25 protein-coding genes and 1 pseudogene are annotated in these 26131 nt (G+C 60.0%); 4 read left to right on the plus strand and 22 right to left on the minus strand.

Features of this window, described 5'->3' with window-relative positions:
* The first annotated feature begins 68 nt into the window (after positions 1-68).
* The gene (recR, locus tag F475_RS21470) at positions 69-671 is read left to right on the plus strand and encodes a recombination mediator RecR (RefSeq protein WP_064619124.1); all 603 of its coding nucleotides are present in this window, start codon (positions 69-71) and stop codon (positions 669-671) included.
* A gap of 77 nt (positions 672-748) precedes the next feature.
* Here recR and F475_RS21475 read toward each other — a convergent pair whose 3' ends face one another.
* The 8 genes from F475_RS21475 to ccoG form a co-directional block, all read right to left on the minus strand.
* Positions 749-1297, minus strand: coding sequence for an adenine phosphoribosyltransferase (locus F475_RS21475; protein WP_086945126.1), 549 nt, complete (start codon positions 1295-1297; stop codon positions 749-751).
* 79 nt (positions 1298-1376) lie between these two features.
* Positions 1377-2111 (minus strand): fumarate/nitrate reduction transcriptional regulator Fnr, encoded by a 735-nt coding sequence (fnr, locus tag F475_RS21480; protein ID WP_018925294.1) that lies wholly within the window; start codon positions 2109-2111, stop codon positions 1377-1379.
* A gap of 95 nt (positions 2112-2206) precedes the next feature.
* Positions 2207-3589 (minus strand): oxygen-independent coproporphyrinogen III oxidase, encoded by a 1383-nt coding sequence (gene hemN / locus F475_RS21485; protein WP_111454682.1) that lies wholly within the window; start codon positions 3587-3589, stop codon positions 2207-2209.
* Between the two features lie 117 nt (positions 3590-3706).
* Complete coding sequence (locus F475_RS21490; protein ID WP_018925296.1) at positions 3707-4390, minus strand: sulfite exporter TauE/SafE family protein; 684 nt, start codon at positions 4388-4390, stop codon at positions 3707-3709.
* Positions 4383-4601: a cbb3-type cytochrome oxidase assembly protein CcoS gene (gene ccoS, locus F475_RS21495; RefSeq protein ID WP_007933363.1), complete on the minus strand. Its 219-nt coding sequence runs from the start codon at positions 4599-4601 to the stop codon at positions 4383-4385. Before ccoS ends, F475_RS21490 begins: the two co-directional genes overlap by 8 nt.
* Positions 4602-4623: 22 nt before the next feature.
* Positions 4624-7074, minus strand: coding sequence for a heavy metal translocating P-type ATPase (locus F475_RS21500; RefSeq protein ID WP_018925297.1), 2451 nt, complete (start codon positions 7072-7074; stop codon positions 4624-4626).
* A gap of 186 nt (positions 7075-7260) precedes the next feature.
* Positions 7261-7800, minus strand: coding sequence for a FixH family protein (locus tag F475_RS21505; protein ID WP_111454683.1), 540 nt, complete (start codon positions 7798-7800; stop codon positions 7261-7263).
* Positions 7801-7811: 11 nt separating this feature from the next.
* The gene (gene ccoG, locus F475_RS21510; protein WP_007933370.1) at positions 7812-9227 is read right to left on the minus strand and encodes a cytochrome c oxidase accessory protein CcoG; all 1416 of its coding nucleotides are present in this window, start codon (positions 9225-9227) and stop codon (positions 7812-7814) included.
* Positions 9228-9714: 487 nt separating this feature from the next.
* On the opposite strand from ccoG, the gene F475_RS21515 reads away from it, so the two are divergent.
* Positions 9715-10719: a metallophosphoesterase gene (locus F475_RS21515; RefSeq protein WP_111454684.1), complete on the plus strand. Its 1005-nt coding sequence runs from the start codon at positions 9715-9717 to the stop codon at positions 10717-10719.
* A 55-nt stretch (positions 10720-10774) separates the two neighbouring features.
* Here F475_RS21515 and ccoP (F475_RS21520) read toward each other — a convergent pair whose 3' ends face one another.
* From ccoP (F475_RS21520) to ccoN (F475_RS21555), 8 genes are all read right to left on the minus strand, one after another.
* Entirely contained in the window at positions 10775-11758 is a 984-nt protein-coding gene (gene ccoP, locus F475_RS21520; protein ID WP_018925300.1) for a cytochrome-c oxidase, cbb3-type subunit III, read from the minus strand.
* Entirely contained in the window at positions 11755-11940 is a 186-nt protein-coding gene (locus F475_RS21525; RefSeq protein WP_003175465.1) for a CcoQ/FixQ family Cbb3-type cytochrome c oxidase assembly chaperone, read from the minus strand. Before F475_RS21525 ends, ccoP (F475_RS21520) begins: the two co-directional genes overlap by 4 nt.
* Before the next feature lie 5 nt (positions 11941-11945).
* A complete protein-coding gene (ccoO, locus tag F475_RS21530; RefSeq protein ID WP_018925301.1) occupies positions 11946-12554 on the minus strand; it encodes a cytochrome-c oxidase, cbb3-type subunit II in 609 nt (202 codons plus the stop codon).
* Positions 12554-13996: a cytochrome-c oxidase, cbb3-type subunit I gene (gene ccoN, locus F475_RS21535; protein WP_019579901.1), complete on the minus strand. Its 1443-nt coding sequence runs from the start codon at positions 13994-13996 to the stop codon at positions 12554-12556. Before ccoN (F475_RS21535) ends, ccoO (F475_RS21530) begins: the two co-directional genes overlap by 1 nt.
* 482 nt (positions 13997-14478) lie before the next feature.
* A complete protein-coding gene (ccoP, locus tag F475_RS21540) occupies positions 14479-15432 on the minus strand; it encodes a cytochrome-c oxidase, cbb3-type subunit III (RefSeq protein WP_111454685.1) in 954 nt (317 codons plus the stop codon).
* Positions 15429-15629 (minus strand): cbb3-type cytochrome c oxidase subunit 3, encoded by a 201-nt coding sequence (locus F475_RS21545; protein WP_018925303.1) that lies wholly within the window; start codon positions 15627-15629, stop codon positions 15429-15431. The genes ccoP (F475_RS21540) and F475_RS21545 overlap by 4 nt, the downstream gene beginning before the upstream one ends.
* A gap of 3 nt (positions 15630-15632) precedes the next feature.
* Positions 15633-16241 (minus strand): cytochrome-c oxidase, cbb3-type subunit II, encoded by a 609-nt coding sequence (gene ccoO / locus F475_RS21550; protein ID WP_007942211.1) that lies wholly within the window; start codon positions 16239-16241, stop codon positions 15633-15635.
* Between the two features lie 10 nt (positions 16242-16251).
* Positions 16252-17676, minus strand: a complete 1425-nt coding sequence (ccoN, locus tag F475_RS21555) for a cytochrome-c oxidase, cbb3-type subunit I (protein ID WP_007942213.1) — start codon at positions 17674-17676, stop codon at positions 16252-16254.
* A gap of 111 nt (positions 17677-17787) precedes the next feature.
* On the opposite strand from ccoN (F475_RS21555), the gene F475_RS21560 reads away from it, so the two are divergent.
* The gene (locus tag F475_RS21560; protein ID WP_111454686.1) at positions 17788-18462 is read left to right on the plus strand and encodes an alpha/beta family hydrolase; all 675 of its coding nucleotides are present in this window, start codon (positions 17788-17790) and stop codon (positions 18460-18462) included.
* Positions 18463-18575: 113 nt separating this feature from the next.
* Here F475_RS21560 and F475_RS31175 read toward each other — a convergent pair.
* From F475_RS31175 to acnA, 6 genes and pseudogenes are all read right to left on the minus strand, one after another.
* Positions 18576-18680 (minus strand): annotated as a pseudogene (locus F475_RS31175) (aerotaxis receptor Aer); the annotation flags it as partial.
* 8 nt (positions 18681-18688) lie between these two features.
* Positions 18689-19108, minus strand: a complete 420-nt coding sequence (locus tag F475_RS21565) for a type II toxin-antitoxin system YafO family toxin (protein WP_111454687.1) — start codon at positions 19106-19108, stop codon at positions 18689-18691.
* A gap of 6 nt (positions 19109-19114) precedes the next feature.
* Positions 19115-19261: a hypothetical protein gene (locus F475_RS30520; protein WP_007942217.1), complete on the minus strand. Its 147-nt coding sequence runs from the start codon at positions 19259-19261 to the stop codon at positions 19115-19117.
* A 235-nt stretch (positions 19262-19496) separates the two neighbouring features.
* Positions 19497-21062, minus strand: coding sequence for a PAS domain-containing methyl-accepting chemotaxis protein (locus tag F475_RS21570; RefSeq protein ID WP_018925305.1), 1566 nt, complete (start codon positions 21060-21062; stop codon positions 19497-19499).
* A 107-nt stretch (positions 21063-21169) separates the two neighbouring features.
* Complete coding sequence (locus F475_RS21575) at positions 21170-21961, minus strand: CPBP family intramembrane glutamic endopeptidase (RefSeq protein WP_018925306.1); 792 nt, start codon at positions 21959-21961, stop codon at positions 21170-21172.
* A gap of 112 nt (positions 21962-22073) precedes the next feature.
* A complete protein-coding gene (acnA, locus tag F475_RS21580) occupies positions 22074-24815 on the minus strand; it encodes an aconitate hydratase AcnA (RefSeq protein ID WP_111454688.1) in 2742 nt (913 codons plus the stop codon).
* A 222-nt stretch (positions 24816-25037) separates the two neighbouring features.
* Between acnA and rlmM the strand changes: the two genes are divergently transcribed.
* Positions 25038-26111 carry a 23S rRNA (cytidine(2498)-2'-O)-methyltransferase RlmM gene (rlmM, locus tag F475_RS21585; RefSeq protein WP_018925308.1) on the plus strand — a complete coding sequence of 358 codons (1074 nt, stop codon included), beginning with the start codon at positions 25038-25040 and terminating at the stop codon, positions 26109-26111.
* Positions 26112-26131: the final 20 nt, after the last annotated feature.

A 26131-nucleotide genomic window follows, 5' to 3' on the forward strand; every position in this document is an offset into this window, starting at 1 on the left:
TGCTATTTGACGCTAAACAGAGGCGCGGGTATAAACCGCGTCTCGTTGTTATGTCGGACTTTTTCCCCATGAGCTTCAGCCCTTTGATTCGCCAACTGATCGATGCCCTGCGAATTTTGCCGGGTGTGGGTCAGAAAACTGCCCAGCGCATGGCGTTGCAACTGCTTGAGCGCGATCGCAGCGGCGGTTCGCGACTGGCCCAGGCGCTGAGCCAGGCTATGGAAGGGGTGGGCCACTGCCGTTTGTGCCGCACGCTGACCGAAGACGATCTGTGCCCGCAATGCGCCGATTCACGCCGCGACGACACCTTGCTGTGTGTGGTGGAAGGTCCGATGGACGTTTACGCCGTGGAGCAGACCGGTTTCCGCGGTCGCTACTTTGTGCTCAAGGGCCACCTGTCGCCTCTGGACGGGTTGGGGCCGGAAGCCATCGGCATTCCACAACTGATGGCGCGGATCGAAGAGGCGGGCACGTTTACCGAAGTCATCCTCGCCACCAACCCGACGGTGGAAGGCGAGGCCACGGCGCATTACATCGCCCAGTTGCTCAGCAACAAGGGCCTGATCGCCTCGCGCATTGCCCACGGCGTGCCGTTGGGTGGCGAGCTGGAACTGGTGGATGGCGGGACATTGGCGCATTCGTTTGCCGGGCGTAAGCCGATTTCGCTGTAACCGTATCAAAATCAAAAGATCTGCAAATCTTCTTTTGAAAACTTGGCGGCTCGCGAAGGCGTCCTTCCAGACGCCGCTTACTTATCGCTCAACGCAAACTGCGTCAGACAGAAAGTCGCAATCCCCATGTCTTCCAGCCGTTGCGAACCACCCAGCTCCGGCAAGTCAATGATCGCCGCCGCTTCATGCACCCGCGCGCCCATGCGCCGAACCAGGTTGGCCGCCGCAATCAGCGTGCCGCCGGTGGCGATCAGGTCATCGAACAGCACCACCGAATCCCCCTCGCACAGGCTGTCGGCGTGGACTTCGAGGAAGGCTTCGCCGTATTCGGTCGCGTAACCTTCGGCCAGCACGTCGGCAGGCAATTTGCCCTGCTTGCGGAACAACACCAATGGCTTGTTCAGCTGATACGCCAATATCGAACCGATCAGGAACCCGCGCGCGTCCATGGCGCCGATGTGGGTGAAGTCGGCCTCGACGTAGCGATGGGCGAAGCTGTCCATCACCAGGCGCAGGGCCGTGGGCGACTGGAACAGCGGGGTGATGTCGCGAAAGATCACGCCCGGCTTGGGAAAGTCGATCACGGGGCGGATCAGGGATTTGATGTCGAAGGAGTCGATGACCATCGTCGAAGTGTCCTGGCGGGCTGCAAACGTCGCAGTATAACGGCGGCTGAACCGTTTCGCTCAGCCGCCGTCGCGAGGATCAGCCTTCGATCGAGCCACCGGCCAGGGCGCAGAGCTGGATCGGGTCAAGGATGTGCACTTCCTTGCCTTCGGCGGCGATCAGTTCGTTTTGCTGGAAGCGGGTGAACACCCGAGACACGGTTTCCACCGCCAGGCCCAGGTAATTGCCGATTTCGTTGCGCGACATGCTCAACCGGAACTGATTGGCCGAGAAGCCCCGGGCGCGGAAACGGGCCGACAGGTTGACCAGGAAGGTGGCGATGCGCTCGTCGGCGGTTTTCTTCGACAGCAGCAACATCATTTGCTGATCGTCACGAATCTCGCGGCTCATCACGCGCATCAACTGACGGCGCAGTTGTGGCAGTTGCAGGGCCAGTTCGTCGAGGCGCTCGAACGGGATCTCGCACACCGAAGTGGTTTCCAGGGCTTGCGCCGAGACCGGATGCTTTTCGGTGTCCATGCCCGACAGGCCGACCAATTCACTCGGCAAATGGAAACCGGTGAGTTGTTCTTCGCCGCCATCGCTCAGGCTGAAGGTCTTCAGGGCGCCGGAGCGTACTGCATAAACGGAATCGAACGTGTCGCCCTGGCGAAACAGGAATTCGCCTTTTTTCAGCGGGCGACCACGTTTGACGATATCGTCCAGCGCATCCATGTCTTCCAGATTCAGAGAAAGTGGCAGGCAGAGAGGGGCCAGGCTGCAATCCTTGCAATGGGCCTGGTTATGAGCGCGCAGTTTTACTGGCTCGGACATTTCTTTAATCCTTGTGGGAAAAAACACACATAAGCCGTAAGGGTACCCCACGGGAGGACATTCGGGCCAGCCTGCGACAATTTAACCGCAAGGCATTAGATCACTCGTGAAAAGCGCTGGCGATTGGTGTGTTCCAAGTATGCATCGAACACCATGCACACCGAGCGCACCAGCAGTCGGCCTGCGGGGAGTACGGTGATCCGTTCATTGTCGAGCTCGATCAACCCGTCCTTGGCCATGTCCTGCAGCTGTGGCCAGAGCTCGCCGAAGTAACCGCGAAAATCGATGTTGAAGGCCTGCTCGATTTCCGCGAATTCCAGGTTGAAATGGCAAATCAGTTGCTGAATCACCGCCCTGCGCAAGCGATCGTCGGCATTGCACAGCAGGCCACGGGCGGTGGCCAGTTGTGCGGACGCCAAAGCTTTCTGGTACTGGGTCAGGTCGCTGCTGTTCTGGCAGTACAGGTCGCCGATCTGGCTGATGGCCGATACCCCCAGACCGATCAGATCGCAATGACCGTGGGTGGTGTAGCCCTGGAAGTTGCGTTGCAAGGTCGACTCTTCCTGGGCAATCGCCAGTTCATCATCGGGCAGGGCGAAGTGGTCCATGCCGATGTAGCGGTAACCGGCGGCCGTCAGTTGTTCGATGGTGCGCTGGAGCATTTCCAGCTTCTGCGCCGGTTCCGGTAGATCGTTGCTGTTGATCCGCCGTTGCGGCATGAAGCGCTCTGGCAGATGGGCGTAGTTGAACACCGAGAGCCGGTCCGGTTGCAGGTTGATGACTTCGTCGACGGTGCGGGCGAAGTTCTCGGGCGTCTGCTTGGGCAGGCCGTAGATCAGATCGATGTTGATCGAGCGATATTGCAGAGTCCGGGCGGCGTCGATCACCGCGCGGGTTTCTTCCAGGCTTTGCAGGCGATTGACCGCCCGCTGTACCGCCGGGTCAAGGTCTTGCAGGCCGATGCTGACCCGGTTGAAGCCCAGTTCCCGGAGCAGGCCCATGGTCGACCAGTCGGCCTCGCGCGGGTCGATCTCGATGCCGTAGTCGCCGGAATCGTCGTCCAGCAGATTGAAATGCTTGCGCAGCCGGGCCATCAGCTGACGCAGTTCATCGTGGCTGAGAAAGGTCGGTGTGCCGCCGCCGAAATGCAGTTGCTCGACTTTTTGCATGGGGTCGAGGTGGCAGGCGATCAGCTGGATTTCCTGTTCCAGGCGCTGCAAATAGGGCAGGGCGCGGCCTCGGTCCTTGGTGATGACTTTGTTGCAGGCGCAGTAGTAGCAGATGTTCGCGCAGAACGGCACGTGCACATACAGGGATAACGGCCGCAGCGCCTTGCGGCTGTCGCGCAGGGCATGAAACAGGTCGAAGGTGCCGACCTGGCTGTCGAATTGCACGGCCGTCGGATACGAGGTGTAGCGCGGCCCCGCCAGGTCGTAACGGCGGATCAGATCTGTGTCCCAACGAATGGCGTCGAGCATGCGGGCATTCCCCCGGATAGGCTGGCAGTGTCGGCGAGTCTAGGGGGTGCGGCGTTGCGGCATCTTGATTTGCATCAACGGTGATTGGCGATAGCGATAGTTTTTGTGGCGAGGGGGCTAATGCCCCATGAGCCAATGCTGATGCGGCCCCGGCAAGGTCCAGATGCCGAACACCATCACCAACAAGCCGCCGGTCATGCGCACGCTGCGTTTACGCAACAACGCCGTGACCCGCTCGGCGGCCAGGCCTGTGGCGAGCAGCACCGGCCAGGTGCCCAACCCGAACGCCAGCATCAGCAGCGCACTGTCCAGCGCATTCCCCTGACTCGCCGACCACAGCAATGTGCTGTAAACCAGCCCGCACGGCAGCCAGCCCCACAGCGCGCCGAGCAGCAAGGCGCGGGGCAGGTTCGACACTGGCAACAGTGTGTTGGCCACCGGCTGGATATGCCGCCACAGGCCGCGACCGAGGCTTTCGATGCGGGTCAAGCCGCTCCACCAACCGGCCAGGTACAGCCCCATGGCGATCAGCAACAATCCGGCGAGGATGCGCATGAACATCGCCGCCGGGCTATTGGCCACGGCCCAGCCAGCCAGGCCGATCAGCAGGCCGGCCGCGGCGTAGCTGAGAATCCGCCCCAGGTTGTAGGCCAGCAACAAGCGCAAGCGTCGGCTGCGCTGTTCCTTGGGGATCGCCAGGGTCAATGCGCCCATCAAACCGCCGCACATGCCCAGGCAATGACCGCCACCGAGCAGGCCGAGGATCAGCGCAGAGACCAGCAGTGGCGCCAACTCAAGCATGGGGTGGCGCCTTGTCGTCGGGTTTGGCCGGATGGCCGCTGGCCTCGTCGACCGCTGCCGTGTGCTTCGGGTCCTGGTCGTCGAACAGGATGCTGTGGGCCGGGCCGTCGAGGTCGTCGTACTGACCGCTGTCGACCGCCCAGAAGAAGATGTAGATAGCGATGGCCACGATCAGCAGCGCGGCCGGGATCATCACGTAGAGAGCTGGCATCTGGACTCCATGCCCGCGCGGCTCAGGCCGGCAGCGGGCGGGTTTCTGGCGTGGCGCTGGTGGCTGGCGCGCTCGGCAGGCGAGTCAGGCGCAAAGCATTCAACACCACGGTCAACGAACTGATGGACATGCCGACCGCGGCCCACACCGGAGTGATCCAGCCGAGGGCGGCGAATGGCAACATGAGGCCATTGTACAGCGCTGCCCACAGCAAGTTCTCGATGATGACCCGACGGGTGCGACGGGCCAGGCTGAAGGCTTGCACCAGCGCGTCGAGGCGGTTCGACAGCAACACCGCGTCGGCACTGGTTTTTGCCAGATCGGTGGCCGAGCCCATCGCCACGCTGATGTCGGCGGCGGCCAGCACCGGCACGTCGTTGACCCCGTCACCGAGCATCAACACCTTGCGGCCTTCCTGGTGCAGTTGTTTCAGCACCTGCAATTTATCGTCCGGACGCAAACCGCCACGGGCCTCGTCGATGCCCAGTTCGGCGGCGACGCTGGCGACCATCGGCGAGCTGTCGCCGGACAGCAGCAAGGTGCGCCAGCCGCGAGCCTTGCAGGCCGCCAGCAGAGCGGGGGCGTCGGCGCGCAAACGGTCGTCGAGGACGAACCACGCCAGTGGTCCCTGGCTGTCGCCGAGCAGCAGCCATTGGCCAGGTTCATCGGGCATCATCGGCACTTGAGCACCGCTGAGCTCGCAGACAAAACCCGGTTGGCCAATGCGCAGGCGTTGCGCGCCGACCAAGCCTTCAAGGCCCAGGCCCGGCGTGCTGTGGACCTCTTCGGCGGCCAGCGGCGCGCGGCCAAAAGCCCGGGCGATCGGGTGTTCGGAACGGTTTTCCAGGGCGGCGGCGAGGCTCAGGCATTGATCGCTCGCCAGTGCCCCAAGCGGCCGGATCGAACGCAAGGCCAGCCGACCTTCGGTGAGGGTGCCGGTTTTGTCGAAAATCACCGTGTCGATCTGGTTCAGGCCTTCCAGTACATGGCCGCGCGTCAGCAAAAGCCCCAGTTTGTGCAGCGTGCCGGTGGCGGCGGTGAGAGCGGTCGGCGTGGCCAGGGACAAGGCGCACGGGCAGGTCGCAACCAGCATCGCCAGGACAATCCAGAACGCTCGCGATGAATCCAGCTCCCACCAGAGCAGGCCGATGGCGGCCACTGCGATAAGCGTCAGCAGCAAGAACCATTGCGCGGCGCGGTCGGCGATTTCCGCCAGCCGTGGCTTTTCGGCCTGGGCGCGATCCAGCAGGCGGACGATGGCCGACAGGCGCGTGTCCTGACCCAGCGCCAGGACCTCCACGGTCAACGCACCCTCGACGTTCAAGGTGCCAGCGGTGACGGCGTCGCCCAGGGTTCGTGGTTGCGGCAGGTATTCGCCGGTGAGCAGGGATTCGTCAATGCTCGACTGACCGTCGAGGATCTTGCCGTCGGCCGGCAGGATCGCGCCGGGGTGCACCAGCACCTGATCGCCCACGCGCAGCTCGCTGAGCAGAATCCGCTCGCTCTGGCCGTCGGCACTCAGCCGCAGGCAGGAGGCGGGCAACAGATTGACCAGTTGTGCGGTCGCGGCGGCGGTTCGTTCCCGGGCGCGGCGTTCCAGGTAGCGCCCAGCCAGCAGGAACAGCGCAAACATTCCCACCGCATCGAAATACAGCTCGCCGACCCCGGTGATCGAGGTCCAGATCCCGGCGATATAGGCACTGCCAATTGCGAGCGACACCGAGACGTCCATCGTCAGGTGCCGGGTGCGCAGATCGCGCATCGCCCCTTTGAAGAACGGCGCACAGCTGTAGAACACGATCGGCGTGGTGAGAAACAACGCGACCCAACGCAGGATGGTGTGCAGTTCGGGGCTGAGGTCAATGTTGAATTCCGGCCAGGTGGCCATGGTCGCCATCATCGCCTGGAACCACAGCAACCCGGCGACCCCGAGTTGGCGCAGGGCCAGACGGTTTTCGCTGGCCAGTTGTTCGCTGGCACGGTCGGCCTGATAAGGGTGAGCGGCGTAACCGATGTGGCGCAATTCGCTGAGCACCTGGCTTAACGGCAATTGCGCGTCGGCCCAGCGCACGTGCAGGCGATGGTTGGACAGGTTCAGGCGTGCTTCGGCCACCGCCGGCAGGCTGCGAAGATGCTTTTCGATCAGCCAGCCGCAGGCGGCGCAGCTGATGCCTTCCATCAACAGAGTGGTTTCGGCGAGTTCGCCTTCGTGACGGACAAAGGGTTGCTGCACGTCGGCGCGATCATACAGCGCCAACTCGTCGACCAACTGCACCGGCAAGGCTTCGGGGTTGGCCGAGGCTTCGCTGCGATGCTGGTAATAACTTTCCAGCCCACCGGCCACGATGGCCTCGGCCACCGCCTGGCAACCCGGGCAGCAGAATTCGCGGGTATCCCCGAGGACAGCGGCGGTGAAGCGGCTACCGGCAGGGACGGGCAGGGCGCAGTGGTAGCAGGGGGTTGGACTGGTCATGTTTGTTGCCATGAAAACCATTGTGGCAGGCCCAAAGGCCTCTGTGGCGAGGGGGCTTGCCCCGTTGGACCGCGCAGCGGTCCCAAAGACAGTCAGCGCGAACTTCTCGATAGATCGAGTAGACAACTTGCGGCTGCTGCGCAACCGAACGCGGGCAAGCCCGCTCGCCACAGGAGATCGTTGTGACTATTTCTTCAGGTCTTCGGCACCTTGCAACGGCTCATCACCGAGCAGCAGATCCTTGGCATGGCTGACCTGTTCTTCTTCGAACATGCGCCAGGTCTTGTCATCCTGCATACCCAACAACTCAACGAAACGCCGGCCTTCAACCTTGTCGCTCAACTGGCCAATGTAGCGGCCCTGTTCAGTTTCACTGCGGGCCAGGGTGATCTTGCGATCCTTCTCCGGCTGGGTCGGCGAAATCAGATTCAGCTCAAGGGTTTTCGGTTGGCTGTTGCCGCTCAGGCGCAGGTCGACTTCGCCGGTCAGCTCATCCAGGTGCACGCTGGCTCGCAGTTGCAGGGTCTGGGCCAGCAGTTCACGGTCCAGGGAGCGGTTGATGCCTTTGCCGGCCTCGTAATAGTTGTCGTTGACCAGGTTGTCCGGGTTGTTCACCGCGATGGTCACCATCGACAGGGTCAAGGTCACCGAGCAGGCCAGGATGGCGATGATGATCCACGGCCAAAGGTGCTTGTACCAAGGACTTGCGGCAGTTGCTGCGGGCATGATCACTTCTCTCAACGAATTTGTGGGCCGATGAATCGGCTCTTGGCTTCAACGTGGACGCTGGCGTCATCGGCATCCTTGAGGATGAATTTCACCTCGTTGGTGCTCGACGGCAGTTGCTCCGGCGAGCTGGACAACTCGACCGGCTGGCTGAAAATTTCCCCGGCGGCGACTTTGATCTCGCGCTTGCCTTGCAGCTTGAGGTCCGGCAGGCCGGTGGCTTCGAGCACGTAGGTGTGGTCGCGCTGGTCCTTGTTCATGATCTTCAGGCTGTAGACGTTTTCGATCCGGCCTTCGGCGTTCTCACGGTACAGCACGCGGTCTTTGCTGACATCGAAACCGACCAGCGAGCGCATGAAGAACGCGGTCACCAGCAACGCGATCATGGTCAGCAACACCAGGGCGTAGCCGATCAGGCGAGGGCGCAGTTTATGGGTTTTTTGCCCCGACAGGTTGTGCTCAGTGGTGTAGCTGATCAGGCCGCGTGGGTAATCCATCTTGTCCATGATGCTGTCGCAGGCGTCGATGCAGGCCGCACAGCCGATGCATTCGATTTGCAGGCCGTCGCGGATGTCGATGCCGGTGGGGCAGACCTGGACGCACATGGTGCAGTCGATGCAATCGCCCAGGCCCTGAGCCTTGTAGTCGATGCCTTTCTTGCGCGGGCCACGGCTTTCGCCACGGCGCGGGTCGTAGGAGACGATCAGCGTGTCCTTGTCGAACATCACGCTCTGGAAGCGGGCGTACGGACACATGTAAATGCACACCTGTTCGCGTAGCCAGCCGGCGTTGCCGTAGGTGGCGAGGGTGAAGAAACCGACCCAGAAATACGACCAGCCATCGGCTTCACCGGTGAAGAAGTCGATCACCAGTTCACGAATCGGCGAGAAGTAGCCGACGAAGGTCATGCCGGTCACGAAGCCGATCAGCAGCCACATCGTGTGCTTGCTGAATTTGCGCAGGAATTTGTTGGCGCTCATCGGCGCCTTGTCGAGCTTGATGCGCTGGTTGCGGTCGCCTTCGGTGACCTTTTCGCACCACATGAAGATCCAGGTCCAGACGCTTTGCGGGCAGGTGTAGCCGCACCAGACCCGACCGGCATACACGGTAATGAAGAACAGGCCGAAGGCGCTGATGATCAGAATGCCCGAGAGCAGGATGAAGTCCTGGGGCCAGAAGGTCGCGCCAAAAATGAAGAACTTACGCTCCGGCAGGTTCCACCAGACGGCCTGATGACCGCCCCAACTCAGCCACACCGTGCCGAAATACAGCAGAAACAGTGCGGCACCACCCGTCATCCGCAGGTTGCGGAACAGGCCGGTGAAGGCGCGGGTGTAGATCTTTTCTCGAGAGGCGTAGAGGTCGACGCTGTTGTTCGCGTTCTTGGCAGGTGGAGTGACGTCGTGTACCGGAATCTGATTGCTCATCATTGCATCCCACGGCAGTGGAAAAATGCCTCGGTCAGTACGTGCCGACCGCGGTCAAAAAGAGGTGTTGCAGTGGCGCAATGATACGCCTGTAGCTCTAACTCAAGGGTGCGACCTTTGGTCACGTTGGTGGAAATCAACTGACAGTGTAATGACTTGAATCAATTGACTTGTGAATTATGGACGGTTTTGAGGGGGCGGTGAGCTCATTCGAGCGCTACGGTGGCATCGACCGGCAAAATCCTGGCATCGAAGGCGGTAGGACGCGGTGGCGCTTCAGCCAGGCGCGCATTACGTTTCCCTGTACGGGGGGGCCTACGCTCCTGGCGAAAGCAACGCCGTCAGTTGTTATAAGTAAGTCGGAAATATATTAACTGAATTGCCCACTGTTTGATGTTTGCGGTTTTCTATTTTCTGGAATAAGTTGTTCTGGTATGCAGTTATTCAATAACGGCGTGTCTATCTAATATTACGGAAATGGAATTCTATGAACATTGTAAAAGGTGCGAAGTTATTCGCATGCATGTGGATCCTGTCGCTGGCATCTATCGCACATTCAAATGAAGGTACACCTATTCATATGGTGTTCGCGTCTGATCCGCAGTATCCGTGGACGGATAAAACGGACAGTGAGGAATATGAATCCGACAAAGAGTTTGAACAGCGTGCCAAATGGCTGGTGGAGACCCAGTTCGCGAGTATTGCGGATTTCAGAAGCAAAATGGGCGGTCAGTCGCAAGTGCCGTTGATGATCAACGGTGACATGACGGCGTTTGGTCATGGCTGGCAGCGCTCGTATATCCGTTCGACGCTGCAGAAATACTTTAATAAAGACTATCTGTACGGCTTGGGTAATCATGACTATCAGAACAATGTCGATGATTGTTTTACTAATAGTTGTGCGGCGGGCAGTATTGTCGAATATCAAGAGCATCATGCCGACAAGGTAGATAACTTCGATTTGAAGGTTACGGGTTTTTTGTTCGATAAGACGTATTCGGGTAGTCTTGCCTATTCCAAAAACATAGGGGAGGTTCATCTGGTCCAGCTTAATAATGAGCCGACTTATGCAACCAAAATTTCCCATCCCCTGAATCCTACGACTTTTAATATTACCGCTGCACTGGATTGGCTTGAAAATGATTTGCGAACCGCCCGGGTCCAAGGTTATGCGATCATTATCAACATGCATAAACCCTATGACTGGCAGGGTGACTGGAGTCAGGAAAGTCGTTTCAGGGACATGATCGCAAAATATGAGGTGACGGCCATATTCGCCGGTCATCTTCATGAAAACGGCGGTTCCATGTCCTATAGGGGGAACGTGCCCGTTTTCCTCAGTGGCAGCGCTTCCCAGGAGACCTATCTGATTGCCAGTTTTTCCGCGGATCGCAAGCAACTGCAGGTCGATCTGGTCGAAAACAACCAGTGGCAAAACCGCAAGCCTGTAGCGAAAGTGCCGGTGAAATCAATTTTCGCCAGTCGCCCATGAAAAAGGCCCCGCCAGATCACTGGCGGGGCCTTTTTTGTTGCATCGAGCGTTTGCCTTACTGGGCGTCTGCCACCGGCGCTTTCTCACCGTGAGAGAGGCTGTAGACGTAAGCGGCCAGCAGGTGAACCTTGTCGTTGCCTTGCAGCTGTTCCTGCGCAGGCATCTGGCCCTGACGGCCGTAACGGATGGTCTGCTGCAGTTGAGCGAAGCTCGAACCGTAGATGAACGCTGCCGGGTGAGTCAGGTTAGGGGCGCCCATGGCCGGGGTGCCTTTGCCTTCCGGACCGTGGCAAGCCACGCAGTTGGCAGCGAACAGCTTCTGGCCGGCAACCGGGTCAGCCTTGGCGCCTTCCGGCAGTTTGCGGCCATCGAGGCTGGTCAGCACGTAAGCGGCAACGTCGCTGACGCCTTGTTCGCCGATCACTTCGGCCCAGGCCGGCATCACGGCGTGACGGCCGCCCATGATGGTGGTCTTGATGGTTGCCGCTTCACCGCCCCAGCGCCAGTCGGCGTCGGTCAGGTTAGGGAAGCCATAAGCGCCTTTGGCGTCGGAACCGTGGCAGACCGAGCAGTTGGAGGCGAACAGGCGGCCACCCATCTTCAGGGCTTGCGGGTCCTTGGCGACTTCTTCGATTGGCATGGAAGCGAACTTGGCGAAGATCGGGCCGAACTTGGCGTCCGACCTGGCCATTTCCTTTTCCCACTCGTGGACGCCGGTCCAGCCGGTCTGGCCGTTGGCGAACGCGGTCTGCTTCTCGTTATCCAGGTAGTTGTAACCTGGCAACAGGCCTTTCCAGTTACCCAGGCCCGGGTACAGGACCAGATAGCCAAGGGCGAAGATGATGGTGCCCACGAACAGCATGAACCACCATTTCGGCAGTGGGTTGTCGTACTCCTCGATCCCGTCGAAGGAGTGGCCGACCGTCTCGTCGGTCTGCTCGGCGCGCTGGCCCTTGCGGGTGGACAGCAGCAGCCAGGTCAGGGCGAAGATGGTGCCGAGACTGAGGACTGTGACGTACAGACTCCAGAACGTAGTCATTCTTTGTTACTCCTAGAAGCTTGCTCGACGTGCTTGATGGCTTCGGGATCATCCGCGAAAGGCAGCAAGGTCGCGTCTTCAAACTCCGACTTGCGCTTGGGGCTGAATACCCACAACGCCAGACCGATGAAGGCCACCATCACGACAACGGTGCCCAGGCCACGAATCATCCCGATATCCATCTAAATCACCGTTTGCTTTTGATGATGGTGCCCAGGCCTTGCAGATAGGCCACCAGCGCGTCCATTTCGGTTTTGCCCTTCACGGCATCCTTGGCGCCGGCGATGTCTTCGTCGGTGTAAGGGACGCCGAGCGTGCGCAAGACTTCCATTTTCTTGGCGGTGTCTTTGCCGTCGAGCTTGTTTTCCACGAGGAACGGGTAGGCCGGCATTTTCGACTCGGGCACCACGTTGCGCGGGTTGTACAAGTGCGCACGCTGCCAGTCATCGGAGTAACGACCGCCGACACGGGCCAGGTCCGGACCGGTACGCTTGGAACCCCACAGGAACGGGTGATCCCAGACGCTTTCACCGGCGACCGAGTAGTGGCCGTAGCGTTCGGTTTCAGCACGGAACGGGCGGATCATCTGCGAGTGGCAGCCGACACAACCGTTGGCGATGTAGATGTCGCGGCCTTCCAGTTCAAGGGCGGTACGAGGCTTCATGCCCTCGACCGGCTTGTTGGTAACGTCCTGGAAAAACAGCGGAACGATCTGGGTCAGGCCGCCGATGCTGACGGCGATAACCATGAAGAAGGCCAGCAGGCCAATATTCTTCTCGACTGCTTCATGCTTCATCAGTGAGCTCCAACTACAGCAATCTTGGCGGCGGCTTCAGCTTCAGCCGGGTCCGAGGCACGAACGGTACGGAACACGTTGTAGGCCATCAACAGCATGCCGCTGGCAAAGAACGCGCCGCCCAGGGCACGAACGATGAAACCAGGGTGGCTGGCTTGCAGCGCTTCCACGAACGAGTAGGTGAGGGTGCCGTCGTCGTTGATTGCACGCCACATCAGGCCCTGGGTGATGCCGTTGACCCACATCGAAGCGATGTACAGTACGGTACCGATGGTCGCGAGCCAGAAGTGCGCGTTGATCAGACCGGTGCTGTGCATTTGTGCACGGCCGAACAGTTTCGGGATCATGTGGTAGATGGCGCCGATCGAGATCATCGCTACCCAGCCCAAGGCGCCGGCGTGTACGTGGCCGATGGTCCAGTCGGTGTAGTGCGAGAGCGAGTTGACGGTCTTGATGGCCATCATCGGGCCTTCGAAGGTCGACATGCCGTAGAACGCCAGCGATACCACGAGGAAGCGCAGGATCGGGTCGGTGCGCAGCTTATGCCAGGCGCCCGACAGGGTCATCATGCCGTTGATCATGCCGCCCCAGCTCGGAGCCAGCAGGATGATCGACATCGCCATGCCCAAAGACTGAGCCCAGTCCGGCAGTGCGGTGTAGTGCAGGTGGTGGGGGCCGGCCCAGATGTACAGGGTGATCAGCGCCCAGAAGTGCACGATCGACAGGCGATAGGAGTAGATCGGACGCTCGGCCTGTTTCGGCACGAAGTAGTACATCATCCCCAGGAAGCCGGTGGTCAGGAAGAAGCCCACGGCGTTGTGGCCGTACCACCACTGGATCATCGCGTCGGTCGCACCCGAGTAGGCCGAGTAGGACTTGAACAGGCTGACCGGCAGCGACATGTGGTTGACGATGTGCAGCATCGCGGTCACGACGATGAAGGCACCGTAGAACCAGTTACCGACATAGATGTGCTTGGTCTTGCGCTTGACGATGGTGCCGAAGAACACCAGACCGTAGGTGACCCAGACGATAGCCAGCAGAATAGCCAGGGGCCATTCCAGTTCCGCGTATTCCTTGGTGGTGGTGAAACCCATCGGCAAGGTCACGATCGCGCCGACGATCACCGCTTGCCAACCCCAGAAGGTGAAGGCCGCGAGGCTGTCGGAGATCAGTCGCGTTTGGCAGGTTCGCTGCACGACGTAATAAGAAGTGGCAAACAGAGCACAACCACCGAAGGCGAAAATCACCAGGTTGGTGTGCAACGGGCGTAAGCGTCCAAAAGTCGTCCACGGCAGACCGAAGTTCAATTCCGGCCATACGAGCTGTGAGGCGATGAAGACACCAAGCCCCATGCCAAGGATCCCCCAGACCACCGTCATGATGGCGAACTGGCGGACTACCTTATAATTATAAGCAGTCGGACTGATTGCTGTGCTCATTCTAAGGTTCCACGGTTTGGGTGTTTTATTAGGAGTAAAAATCGGCCGCAAGTATGGAGAAAGCGGGGGGTCATTGCAACGCGCCATGACCTGGGTCAATGCTTTCAAAACCTGATTCTGCGGCCTTTCCATGCGCCGCGTAAGGACAAAATTGCCCTCTGACAAAATGTCGCAGCGGATGAAAAAGGCGAGGGGTTCAAGTCAGATGTAACGGGGTGTGTTCAAACGCAACGATCGAGGGACAGACGGCAATTTGCGCGACAGCCGGTATCTACCAGCCTTTGCGGCCTGTCATCGAACAGAATCGTCGAACACATCGGGTAAAATCGACCTGGAACCGGCTCATGCCAGTCCGCACCGAGGAAGCTTAGACCCGAATCTGGTGAACCGAAAGGAAGGGGAACGGCAGGGTGCGACAATGGGTCGCAAAGAGGCAGGGAACTGCCGCATTCCGCAGAATGCGGCAGCAGAGCGGTCAAAAATTATTCGCTTTTGCCTTGTGCCTGCAAACGCTCGGTGCCGACTCCGTGGGACAAGCTGTACACATAAGCGGCCAGCAATTGCACCTTGTCGTTGCCCAGCAGTTCGTTTTGCGCCGGCATATGGCCCTGGCGGCCATGGCGAATAGTCTGTTGCAGTTGCGCCAGGCTGGTACCGTAGATAAAACCGGCCGGGTGCGTCAGATTCGGCGCGCCCATGGCTTCAGTGCCCTGGCCGTTTGCCCCATGACAGGCTACGCAGGTGGTGCTGAACAGTTGCTGTCCGGCTTGCACATCGGCGCCACTGTCGGCTGGTAGCGGCAGGCCGGCCAATTCGTGACGCACGTACGCGGCGACGTTTTTCACGCCAGCTTCACCGAGGATTTCCCCCCAGGCCGGCATGGCCGCCATGCGACCGCCCATGATGGTGGTCTTGATGGTCTCGGCATTGCCGCCCCAGCGCCAATCGCTGTCAGCCAGGTTGGGAAAACCGAACGCGCCCTTGGCATCCGAGCCGTGGCACACCGAGCAGTTGGAGGCGAACAGGCGGCCACCCATTTTCAGCGCCTGCGGGTCTTTCGCTACTTCTTCCACCGGCATTGCGGCGAATTTGGCGAAGATCGGCCCGAATCTGGCGTCCGCCTTGCTCATCTCCTTTTCCCATTCGTGCACGCCGGTCCAGCCGTTTTCATAACCGGGCAATATGCCTTTCCAGTTGCCCAGGCCCGGATAAAGAATCAGGTAGCCGACCGAGAACACCAGGGTGCCGGCGAACAGCATGAACCACCACTGCGGCAGCGGGTTGTCGTACTCCTCGATGCCGTCGAAGCTGTGGCCCATGGTCTGGTCGACGCTGCCCTTGGTTTCGCCCCGGCGGGTGCCGATCAGCAGCCAGGTCAGGCCGATCAGGCTGCCGATGGTCAGTACGCAGATCCACGCACTCCAGAAGGTGGTCATGGCCGGGCGCTCCTTGTTGTTGCAGATTCTTGGGTAGTTTCGGGTTGCGGCTCGTCAGCGAACGGCAGCAGGCGCGCTTCGGCGAATTGCGGATTGCGCTTGCTGTTGAACACCCACAGTGTCAGGCCGACGAAGGCCACGAACACCACGACTGTGCCGAGGCCACGGATCAGGCCTGTGCTCATATCAATGACCATGACTCACCTCTTGCTCTTGATGGCAGTGCCGAGCACTTGCAGGTAGGCAACCAGCGCGTCCATCTCGGTCTTGCCCTTGAGCGAAGCGACTGAGCCTGCGATGTCTTCGTCGGTGTACGGCACGCCGAGGGTGCGCATGGCGCGGATCTTGGTTTCGGTGTGGCTGCTGTCGAGCGGGTTGGCCACCAGCCATGGATACGCCGGCATCTTCGATTCCGGCACCACGTTGCGCGGGTTGTACAAGTGCGCGCGGTGCCAGTCTTCGGAGTAGCGCCCGCCGACTCGCGCCAGGTCCGGCCCGGTGCGCTTGGAGCCCCAGAGGAACGGGTGATCCCACACGCTTTCCCCGGCCACCGAGTAATGGCCGTAGCGTTCGGTTTCGGCGCGGAACGGGCGGATCATCTGCGAGTGGCAACCGACGCAGCCTTCGCGGATGTAAATGTCGCGACCTTCCAGTTGCAGCGCGGTGTAGGGCTTCATGCCTTCCACCGGTTTGTTGGTCACGTCTTGGAAGAACAGCGGGACGATCTGGGTCAGGCCGCCGATGCTCACGGCGAATACCATCAGCAACATCAGCAGGCCGACGTTTTTCTCGATTGTTTCGTGTTTCATGGCGGACTCCTCAGGCGATCTGCGCGGCAGCGACGGCTTCGGCAGGCTGCGAGGCCCGCACGGTGCGCCAGGTGTTGTAAGCCATCAGCAGCATGCCGCTGAGGAAGATCGCGCCGCCGACCAGTCGCACGATGAAGCCAGGATGGCTGGCCACCAGGGTTTCGACGAAGGAGTAGGTCAGCGTGCCGTCCTCGTTGACTGCGCGCCACATCAGGCCCTGGGCGATGCCGTTGACCCACATCGAGGCGATGTACAGCACGGTGCCGATGGTAGCGAGCCAGAAGTGCGCGTTGATCAGGCCGATGCTGTGCATCTGCTCGCGGCCGAAGACTTTCGGGATCATGTGATACAGCGCACCGATGGAAATCATCGCCACCCAGCCGAGCGCGCCGGCGTGAACGTGGCCGATGGTCCAGTCGGTGTAGTGGGAGAGGGCGTTGACCGTCTTGATCGCCATCATCGGCCCTTCGAAGGTCGACATGCCGTAGAACGCCAGGGACACCACGAGGAAGCGCAGGATCGGGTCGCTGCGCAACTTATGCCAGGCACCCGACAGGGTCATCATGCCGTTGATCATCCCGCCCCAGCTGGGCGCCAGCAGGATCAGCGACATCACCATGCCCAGCGATTGTGCCCAGTCCGGCAGCGCGGTGTAGTGCAAGTGGTGGGGACCGGCCCAGATGTACAGGGTGATCAGCGCCCAGAAGTGCACGATCGACAAGCGATAGGAATACACCGGGCGTTCGGCCTGTTTCGGCACGAAGTAGTACATCATCCCGAGGAAACCTGCGGTGAGGAAAAAGCCTACGGCGTTGTGGCCGTACCACCACTGCACCATGGCATCGGTCGCACCGGAGTACAGCGAGTAGGACTTGGTCAGACTCACCGGCAATTCCAGGTTGTTGACGATGTGCAGGATTGCCACGGTGATGATGAATCCACCGAAGAACCAGTTACCGACATAGATGTGCTTGGTCTTGCGCTGCATGATCGTGCCGAAGAACACGATGGCGTAAGCCACCCAGACGATGGTGATCAGGATGTCGATCGGCCATTCCAGTTCGGCGTATTCCTTGGAGCTGGTGTAACCCAGCGGCAGGCTGATCGCCGCCAACAGGATCACCAGTTGCCAGCCCCAGAAGCAGAACGCGGCGATTTTCGGCGCAAACAATCGAGTCTGGCAGGTACGCTGTACCGAGTAGAACGAACTGGCGAACAACGCACAGCCGCCGAAGGCGAAGATCACCGCGTTGGTGTGCAGCGGGCGCAACCGGCCGAAACTGGTCCATGGCAGATTGAAGTTGAGTTCGGGCCAGACCAACTGGGCGGCGAGAAAAACCCCGAGCCCCATGCCGACGATGCCCCACACCACCGTCATAATGGCGAATTGGCGGACCACCTTGTAGTTGTAGGCGGTACTGATAGAAGTGTTCATGGTTCCCCATCCACGGTTCAGCCGAAGTGAGGGCCCGTCTTTGCGAGTAAGCCGCGCAAGGCAGACGCTCCCTTCGCCTGGAGTTATAGGCAGACTAAAAGCGAGGCAAGCATGGACAAACAGCACAAGGCCAGTATTGACGGGGATCAATGGGCGCAGTGCGTGCGGGATCACGGATGGTTGTGGAATGCCGCCTCGGTGCCGGCCTCGGCGACACTGATTCTCGCCCATGGCGCCGGTGCGCCGATGGACAGCGGCTGGATGAGCGACATGGCTGCGCGCCTTGCCACGCAAGGCGTCAACGTGCTGCGCTTCGAGTTTCCGTACATGGCCCAGCGGCGACTGGACGGCGGCAAGCGCCCACCGAACCCGGTGCCGAAACTGCTGGAATGCTGGCGCGAGGTGTACGCCGTGGTGCGACGCCATGTCACTGGGCGTCTGGCCATTGGCGGCAAGTCCATGGGCGGGCGGATGGCCAGTCTTTTGGCCGATGAGCTGGAAACGGATGCGCTGGTGTGCCTCGGTTATCCGTTTTATGCCGTCGGCAAACCGGAGAAACCTCGGGTTGAGCACTTGGCTGCGCTAAAGACACGGACGTTGATTGTGCAGGGTGAGCGCGATGCGCTGGGCAATCGTGAGGCCGTTGAGGCTTATACGTTGGCGCCGGGTATCGAGGTGTTCTGGCTGGCGGCGGGGGATCATGATTTGAAGCCGTTGAAGGCTTCAGGGTTTACGCATGAGCAGCATTTGGACGCGACAGCGAAGAAGGTCGCCGGGTTTTTGTGAGAAGCAAGATCAAAAGATCGTCCGAACGCGGCCCGAGCCTTCGTCAGCTCCTACAGGGTGTACGCCGTTCAAATGTAGGAGCTGGCGCAGCCTGCGATCTTTTGACTTTGTTGTCAGCGGTTAAACCGCTCCACCAACGAATACCGGGTATTCGCGGTCTTGGTTAGTTCCTCACTCAGCAGCGCCGAGTTTTGTGCCTGTTCCGAGGTCTGGTCCGTCATTTGAATCAACAGTCGTCCAGGTCGGGAAAGATGACTTTACCCACTACCCAAGGCCCAACGATTTCACAATGCACGGTGCGCAGGAATGAACCCCACTCACTTCGGTTATGGGCATCAGGGCCGGTGACAGTCAGCAAAAGGTATTCATCCCGAAAGGCGTCAAAGGCATAGATCAGCCAGAAGTCATTGTCAGGATCTTCAACCAGAGCGGTTCGATAATACTGGCGGTCGATTTTTGCCCATCGGGCTTGAATCGCTTGAGTGCTTGCCAGGTGGATGTGGTGCATATCGCTGAGGTCGAGCCGTTCGTCTCGCCCGAAAATAGTCGGCAGTTCGCCGCACACTTTGTAGTTGTAAAAGTGTGCGGCGAAGTTTTGCCAGTTGTTTATTTGTTCAAAAAGTGCAGAGATTTTGACAGCTGGCATCCATGGCTACTTTCTAATAGGTAGCTTGCCAGTGATCACAAATTTATCGAACGCTTTTTGCCCATCACGCGCGGCTTGCTGAACATCAAGGAACGTCAGTTCATCGCGAACGACCTTTTTGTCGGGCTTGCCGATCTTTCTAGTGGTGGCCATCGGAGCCTCCGAAGGAGATGTATTCATGCTGACCAGCTTAAGTGATTGAGTTTTTACCGGCAAACAATAGAGTCGGACTCTGAGGTGGACAAGTCGGGGGATTCTGGGCCGGTTGTAGGCAGGGGCGCATAGATGTGTAATCTGAGGCGGCGGTCTCGCGGCACCAGACCTTTCAGAATGACGATAAAAAACCCGGAAGCTTTCGCTGTCCGGGTTTTTTGTTTTTCGACCACGATCAGCGGTTAAACCGCTCCACCAACGAATACTGGGTATTCGCCGTCTTGGTCAGTTCTTCACTCAGTAGCGCCGAGTTCTGTGCCTGTTCCGAGGTCTGATCAGCCAGTTGCGAGATGTTGCTGATGTTGCGGCTGATTTCTTCGGCCACCGAACTTTGCTCTTCGGTCGCGGCAGCGATCTGGGTGGTCATGTCGGTGATGTGGGCTACCGCTTCGCTGATGCCCACCAGCGCCTGATCCGCTTCCAATACCCGCGCCACACCTTCTTCAGCCTGGCGATGGCCGGCCTCCATGGTTTGCACCGCCGTGCTGGCGGTTTGTTGCAGCTTGGCGATCAGGGCGTGGATCTGCCCGGTGGATTCGCTGGTGCGCTGCGCCAATTGGCGCACTTCGTCGGCCACCACCGCAAAACCACGGCCCATCTCACCGGCACGCGCGGCTTCGATCGCAGCGTTCAAGGCGAGCAGGTTGGTCTGATCGGCAATGCCTTTGATCACATCGACCACGCCACCGATTTCGTCGCTGTCCTTGGCCAGTTGAGTGACCGTCAGACCGGTTTCACCGACCACCACCGACAGGCGTTGAATGGCTTCGCGGGTTTCACCTGCGATGTCGCGACCGCGACCGGTCAGGCGATTGGCTTCCTGAGTGGCGTCGGCGGTGCGCTGCACGTGACTGGCGACTTCCTGAGTGGTAGCGGCCATCTGATTGACGGCGGTCGCCACTTGCTCGGTCTCGACGCGCTGACGTTCCAGGCCGGTGGAGCTGTTGTGAGCCAGGGTGTCGGACTGTTTCGCTTGTTCGTTCAGATGCTCGGCGGTGTCTTGCAGGCGCGTCAGGCAGGTTTTCAGGCGAGCTTCCTGGCTGAGAATGGACATTTCCAAGCGTGCCTGGGCACCGCGGCTGTCGGTGTACATCTGCGCGATCAGCGGGTCGGACGTGGTCTGTTCGGCCAGGCGCAGCAAGCGCTTGATGCCGCGCTGTTGCCAGCTCAAGCCCATCAAGCCCAACGGCACCGAAAGACCGGCGGCGAGGGCGAAGCCCCATTGCGACGTCAGGGTGGCGCCGATCATGAAGCTCAACTGGCTGACCAGAATGAACGGCAGCCAGTCCTGAAGCACCGGCAACCACTTATCCCTTTGAGGAACAGCTGACTTGCCCTGATTGATGCGTTGGTAGAGCGCTTCGGCACGGCGGATCTGCTCGGCGGTGGGCTTGACCCGCACCGACTCGTAACCGATCACCTGATTGCCTTCGAACACCGGTGTGACATAGGCGTTAACCCAGTAGTGGTCACCGGTCTTGCAGCGATTCTTGACAATGCCCATCCATGGCAAGCCTTGTTTCAGTGTGCCCCACATGTGCGCGAACACCGCAGACGGGACGTCGGGATGACGAACCAGGTTATGCGGCGCACGGATCAGTTCCTCACGTGAAAACCCGCTGATTTCGACGAAAGCATCGTTGCAGTAGGTGATCATGCCCTTGGCATCGGTGGTGGAAATCAACCGTTGCTGCGCCGGGAAGGTCCGTTCGCGTTGTGTAATGGGCTGGTTGTTACGCATGGCTTTTTCAATCCGCAAGGCTTTGATGGTGTATCGGCATCGTTGGGCATTTATTGAAGTTTTTTTTCAATAAATCAGTAACGCGTCGCAAAACGACCGCTGCGTCATCATCCCGCGAGCATCGGATACGTGAACAAGCCGAAATGCAGCAGATTCAAACCAAAATGGGTGGCGATGGCCGCACCCAGCCCACCGAACCGGTAGGCCAGGCCATAGCCGACACCGGCCAGGCTGGCCAGCAACACCCATTGCCAGCCAGCGCCCAGATGAACGAGGCCAAATAGCAATGATGCGAGCACCAGCGCGAGGCTTTCACCATAAGGCAGGTGTTTAAACTGCCGGCTCAGACCGCCCTGGATGTAGCCGCGAAACAGCGCTTCTTCCACCAGCGTCACCAGCAACAGATTGTTCAGCATCCACAGCCAGGCCTGATCCGGCCATTTCGGTGCCCAACTGATCACCCCCAGCAATAGCGCACCACCCAGAGCCAGTACGGCACTCACGGTCAGGGCGAGGGCGGTGGCATACACCGACAGGCGCAGGGAGCGCCGGCCGACAATCCATGGGCAGACCAGTAACAGCCAGAAGCCGATCAGGGGTTTGTCCTGATTCAGGTACATGGCGAACCGCACGGCATCGTCGGTGAAACGCAGGGGATCGATAGCGCGACCGTTGTAGAAACCGGGAAGCCAGTGTGTCGCCAGCGCCACCGCCAGGACGATGAACAAGCCGTGGCCGAGGTAGCGGCCGAGGGGGATCTGTTGTTGGCGAACGGCGAAACCGGCGATCAGCAGTAACCCGAAAGAAATGGCAGCCAGCCAGCCGAGATGGCCGTAGATCAAAGCCAGGCTGTAGCCGAGCGAGAGAAGTGCCAGATAGATCCATGGCAGAGCGATCATTTGAAGTCCTTGAGGGCGGAGGTGCCTGTTTTCTTGGGGCGCGCAATTATAGAGACATACACCGCCCAAACAAAAACACCGCCCGAAGGCGGTGTCGTTGTCGGCGGAGGCGTTACGAGGCAATCAACTGCCGCAACACGTAATGCAAAATCCCTCCGGCCTTGAAGTACTCCACTTCGTTCAGGGTATCGATCCGGCACAATACCTCGACCTTCTCCTGGCTGCCGTCTTCACGGGTGATGACCAGCGTCAGGTTCATCCGCGGAGTCAGTTCGACGCCCGTCAGGCCAAGAATGTCCAGGGTTTCCTTGCCAGTGAGGTTCAGGCTCTTGCGGTTCTGATCCAGCTTGAACTGCAGCGGCAACACGCCCATGCCCACCAGATTTGAACGGTGAATCCGCTCGAAGCTTTCTGCGATGACGGCTTTGACCCCCAGCAGGTTGGTGCCCTTGGCCGCCCAGTCACGGCTCGATCCAGTGCCGTATTCTTGCCCGGCGATCACCACCAGCGGCGTGCCCGATGCCTGGTAACGCATGGCCGCGTCGTAGATCGGCAGTTTTTCCCCGGTCGGAATGTAAATCGTGTTGCCGCCTTCTTCACCACCGAGCATTTCGTTGCGAATGCGGATGTTGGCGAAGGTGCCGCGCATCATCACTTCGTGGTTACCGCGACGCGAGCCGTAGGAGTTGAAGTCCCGTGGTTCCACCCCTTGTTCGCGCAGGTAACGGCCGGCAGGGCTGTCGGTCTTGATGTTGCCGGCGGGGGAGATGTGGTCGGTGGTTACCGAATCGCCGAGCAGTGCGAGGATTTTCGCCCCTTCGACATCCTTGACCACCGGCGCAGGGCCGCCAATGTCATCGAAGAAGGGCGGGTGCTGGATATACGTCGAATCGTTGTTCCAGACATAAGTCGCTGCCTGCGGCACTTCGATGGCTTGCCACTGCTCGTCACCGGCGAACACTTCGGCGTACTCCTTGTGGAACATTGCGGTGTTCACCTGAGTTACCGCGTCGGCGATTTCCTTGGTGCTCGGCCAGATGTCTCGCAGGTAAACCGGGTGGCCGTCCTTGTCGTTTCCCAAGGGCTCGCTGCTGATGTCGATGCGCACCGTGCCGGCCAGCGCGTAGGCGACGACCAGGGGCGGGGAGGCCAGCCAGTTGGTTTTCACCAGCGGATGCACGCGGCCTTCGAAGTTGCGGTTGCCCGACAGCACCGAGGCGACGGTCAGGTCGGCTTTCTGGATGGCTTTTTCAATCGGCTCCGGCAACGGCCCGGAGTTGCCGATGCAGGTGGTGCAGCCATAACCGACCAGGGCAAAACCGAGTTGGTCGAGGTATTGGGTCAGACCGGCTGCCTTGTAATAGTCGGTGACCACTTTCGAACCGGGGGCCAGGGAACTCTTGACCCAGGGTTTGCGCTTGAGGCCTTTTTCCACGGCTTTTTTCGCCACCAGTCCGGCTGCCATCATCACACTGGGATTGGAGGTGTTGGTGCAGGAGGTGATCGCGGCAATCACCACCGCACCGTTTTTCAGCCGATGCGTATGGCCTTCGTGGGCGTAGTCCGCTTCACCGATCAGATCGGCGTTGCCTACCGCGACGCCACCGCCGCCCTCACTTTCGAGGCGACCTTCTTCCTTGCTGGTCGGTTTGATTTGCAGGCCGAGAAAGTCAGTGAACGCTTGCGCCACATTCGGCAACGAGACGCGGTCTTGTGGGCGTTTCGGTCCGGCGAGGCTGGCCTCGACGCTGCCCATGTCCAGGGCCAGGCTGTCGGTGAACACCGGCTCTTTGCCGGGCAGGCGCCACAGGCCCTGGGTCTTGCTGTAGGCCTCCACCAGTTTCACGGTTTCCGAGGTGCGGCCGGACAGGCGCAGGTACTCCAGTGTCACCTCGTCCACCGGGAAGAAGCCGCAGGTGGCGCCGTATTCCGGAGCCATGTTCGCAATGGTCGCGCGGTCGGCCAGCGGCAGGTCGGCGAGGCCGTCGCCGTAGAACTCGACGAATTTGCCGACCACGCCTTTCTTGCGCAGCATCTGGGTGACGGTCAGCACCAGGTCGGTGGCGGTGATGCCTTCCTTGAGCTTGCCAGTGAGTTTGAAGCCGATCACTTCCGGAATCAGCATCGACACCGGTTGGCCCAGCATCGCCGCTTCCGCTTCGATCCCGCCGACGCCCCAGCCGAGTACGCCGAGGCCGTTGATCATGGTGGTGTGGGAGTCAGTGCCGACCAGGGTGTCGGGGAAAGCATAGGTGCGGCCGTCCTCATCCTTGGTCCAGACCGTGCGTCCTAGGTATTCAAGGTTGACCTGGTGACAGATACCGGTGCCCGGCGGCACCACGCTGAAGTTGGCGAAGGCGCTCTGACCCCAGCGCAGGAAGGCGTACCGCTCGTGGTTGCGCTGCATTTCGATGTCGACGTTCTGTTCGAAGGCGCTTGAGCTGGCGAACTTGTCGACCATCACCGAGTGGTCGATCACCAGGTCCACCGGCGACAGCGGATTGATGCGCTGTGGGTCGCCACCGGCCTTGGCCATGGCGGCGCGCATGGCGGCCAAGTCGACCACGGCGGGGACGCCGGTAAAGTCCTGCATCAATACCCGCGCGGGGCGGTATTGGATTTCGCGGTCGGAGCGACGCTCCTTGAGCCAGGCGGCAATCGCCTTGAGGTCGGCGCCGGTGACGGTTTTCTCGTCCTCCCAGCGCAGCAGGTTTTCCAGCAGCACTTTCAACGACATGGGCAGCTTGTCGAGGTCACCCAGGCTCTTGGCGGCTTCGCGCAGGCTGAAATAGTGGTAGGTCTTGTCGTCGACTTGTAAGGTTTTAAGGGTTTTCAGGCTATCGAGGGACGGCATTGAAATGACTCCTTTAAGTCCGCACGGCTACGGACTGAGGGACGGGCAGAGGTTTAAACCTAGTCCTGTTTGGTGCTTAAGGCTAATAACTGGACCCTAAGGGCAAGTCCAAGGTTCCGAACTCGGCTATCATGCGCCGGTTTTCGTGACAGGCTTTGCTTCAACGCAAGCCTGGGCATCGCGCAGTGGCGCAATTTTTCCGCCAACTGCCCAGGAGTAAGAATGAACACCCTCTTTATGCATTGCCGACCGGGCTTCGAAGGCGAAGTCTGTTCCGAGATTTCCGAACATGCCGCGCGGCTGAACGTGGCCGGTTATGCCAAGGCCAAAACCGCCAGCGCCTATGCCGAATTCATCTGCACCGAAGAAGACGGTGCCGAACGCCTGATGCGTGGCCAGCGTTTCGCCGACCTGATCTTCCCGCGCCAGTGGGCCCGTGGGATCTTTATTGATCTGCCGGAAACCGACCGCATCAGCGTGATCCTCGCCCACATGGCGGACTTCCCACTGTGCGGCAGCCTGTGGCTGGAAATGGTCGACACCAACGATGGCAAAGAGCTGTCGAACTTCTGCAAGAAGTTTGAAGTGCACCTGCGCAAGGCGTTGATGGCGGCCGGCAAACTGGTGGAAGACCCCAACAAGCCGCGTCTGCTGCTGACCTTCAAGAGCGGCCGCGAAGTGTTCATGGGGCTGGCGGAGTCGAACAACTCGGCGATGTGGCCGATGGGCATTCCGCGCCTGAAGTTCCCCCGTGAAGCGCCGAGCCGTTCGACGTTGAAGCTGGAAGAGGCCTGGCATCACTTCATTCCCCGCGACCAGTGGGATGAGCGTCTGCACAGCGACATGACCGGTGTCGACCTCGGCGCCGCCCCTGGCGGCTGGACCTGGCAACTGGTCAACCGCGGCATGCTGGTGACCGCCATCGACAACGGCCCGATGGCCGAAAGCCTGATGGACACCGGTCTGGTGCAGCACTTGATGGCCGACGGTTTCACCTTCAAGCCCAAACAGCCGGTGGACTGGATGGTCTGCGACATCGTCGAGAAGCCGGCGCGCAACGCGGCGATGCTGGAAGAATGGATTGGCGAGGGGCATTGCCGGGAAGCGGTGGTCAACCTCAAGCTGCCGATGAAACAGCGTTATGCCGAAGTGAAGCGCTTGCTGGAGCGTATTGCCGAGGGGTTCAAGGCGCGGGGCATTCGGGTTGAAATCGGCTGCAAGCAGCTGTATCACGACCGTGAAGAAGTGACCTGCCATTTGCGCCGGCTTGACGTGAAAAAACCGAAATCCCGCTGATTCATACGGTCCCGCTCCCA

It is taken from the genome of Pseudomonas sp. URMO17WK12:I6 (assembly GCF_003253625.1).
In the GTDB taxonomy this organism is placed as follows: Bacteria; Pseudomonadota; Gammaproteobacteria; order Pseudomonadales; family Pseudomonadaceae; genus Aquipseudomonas.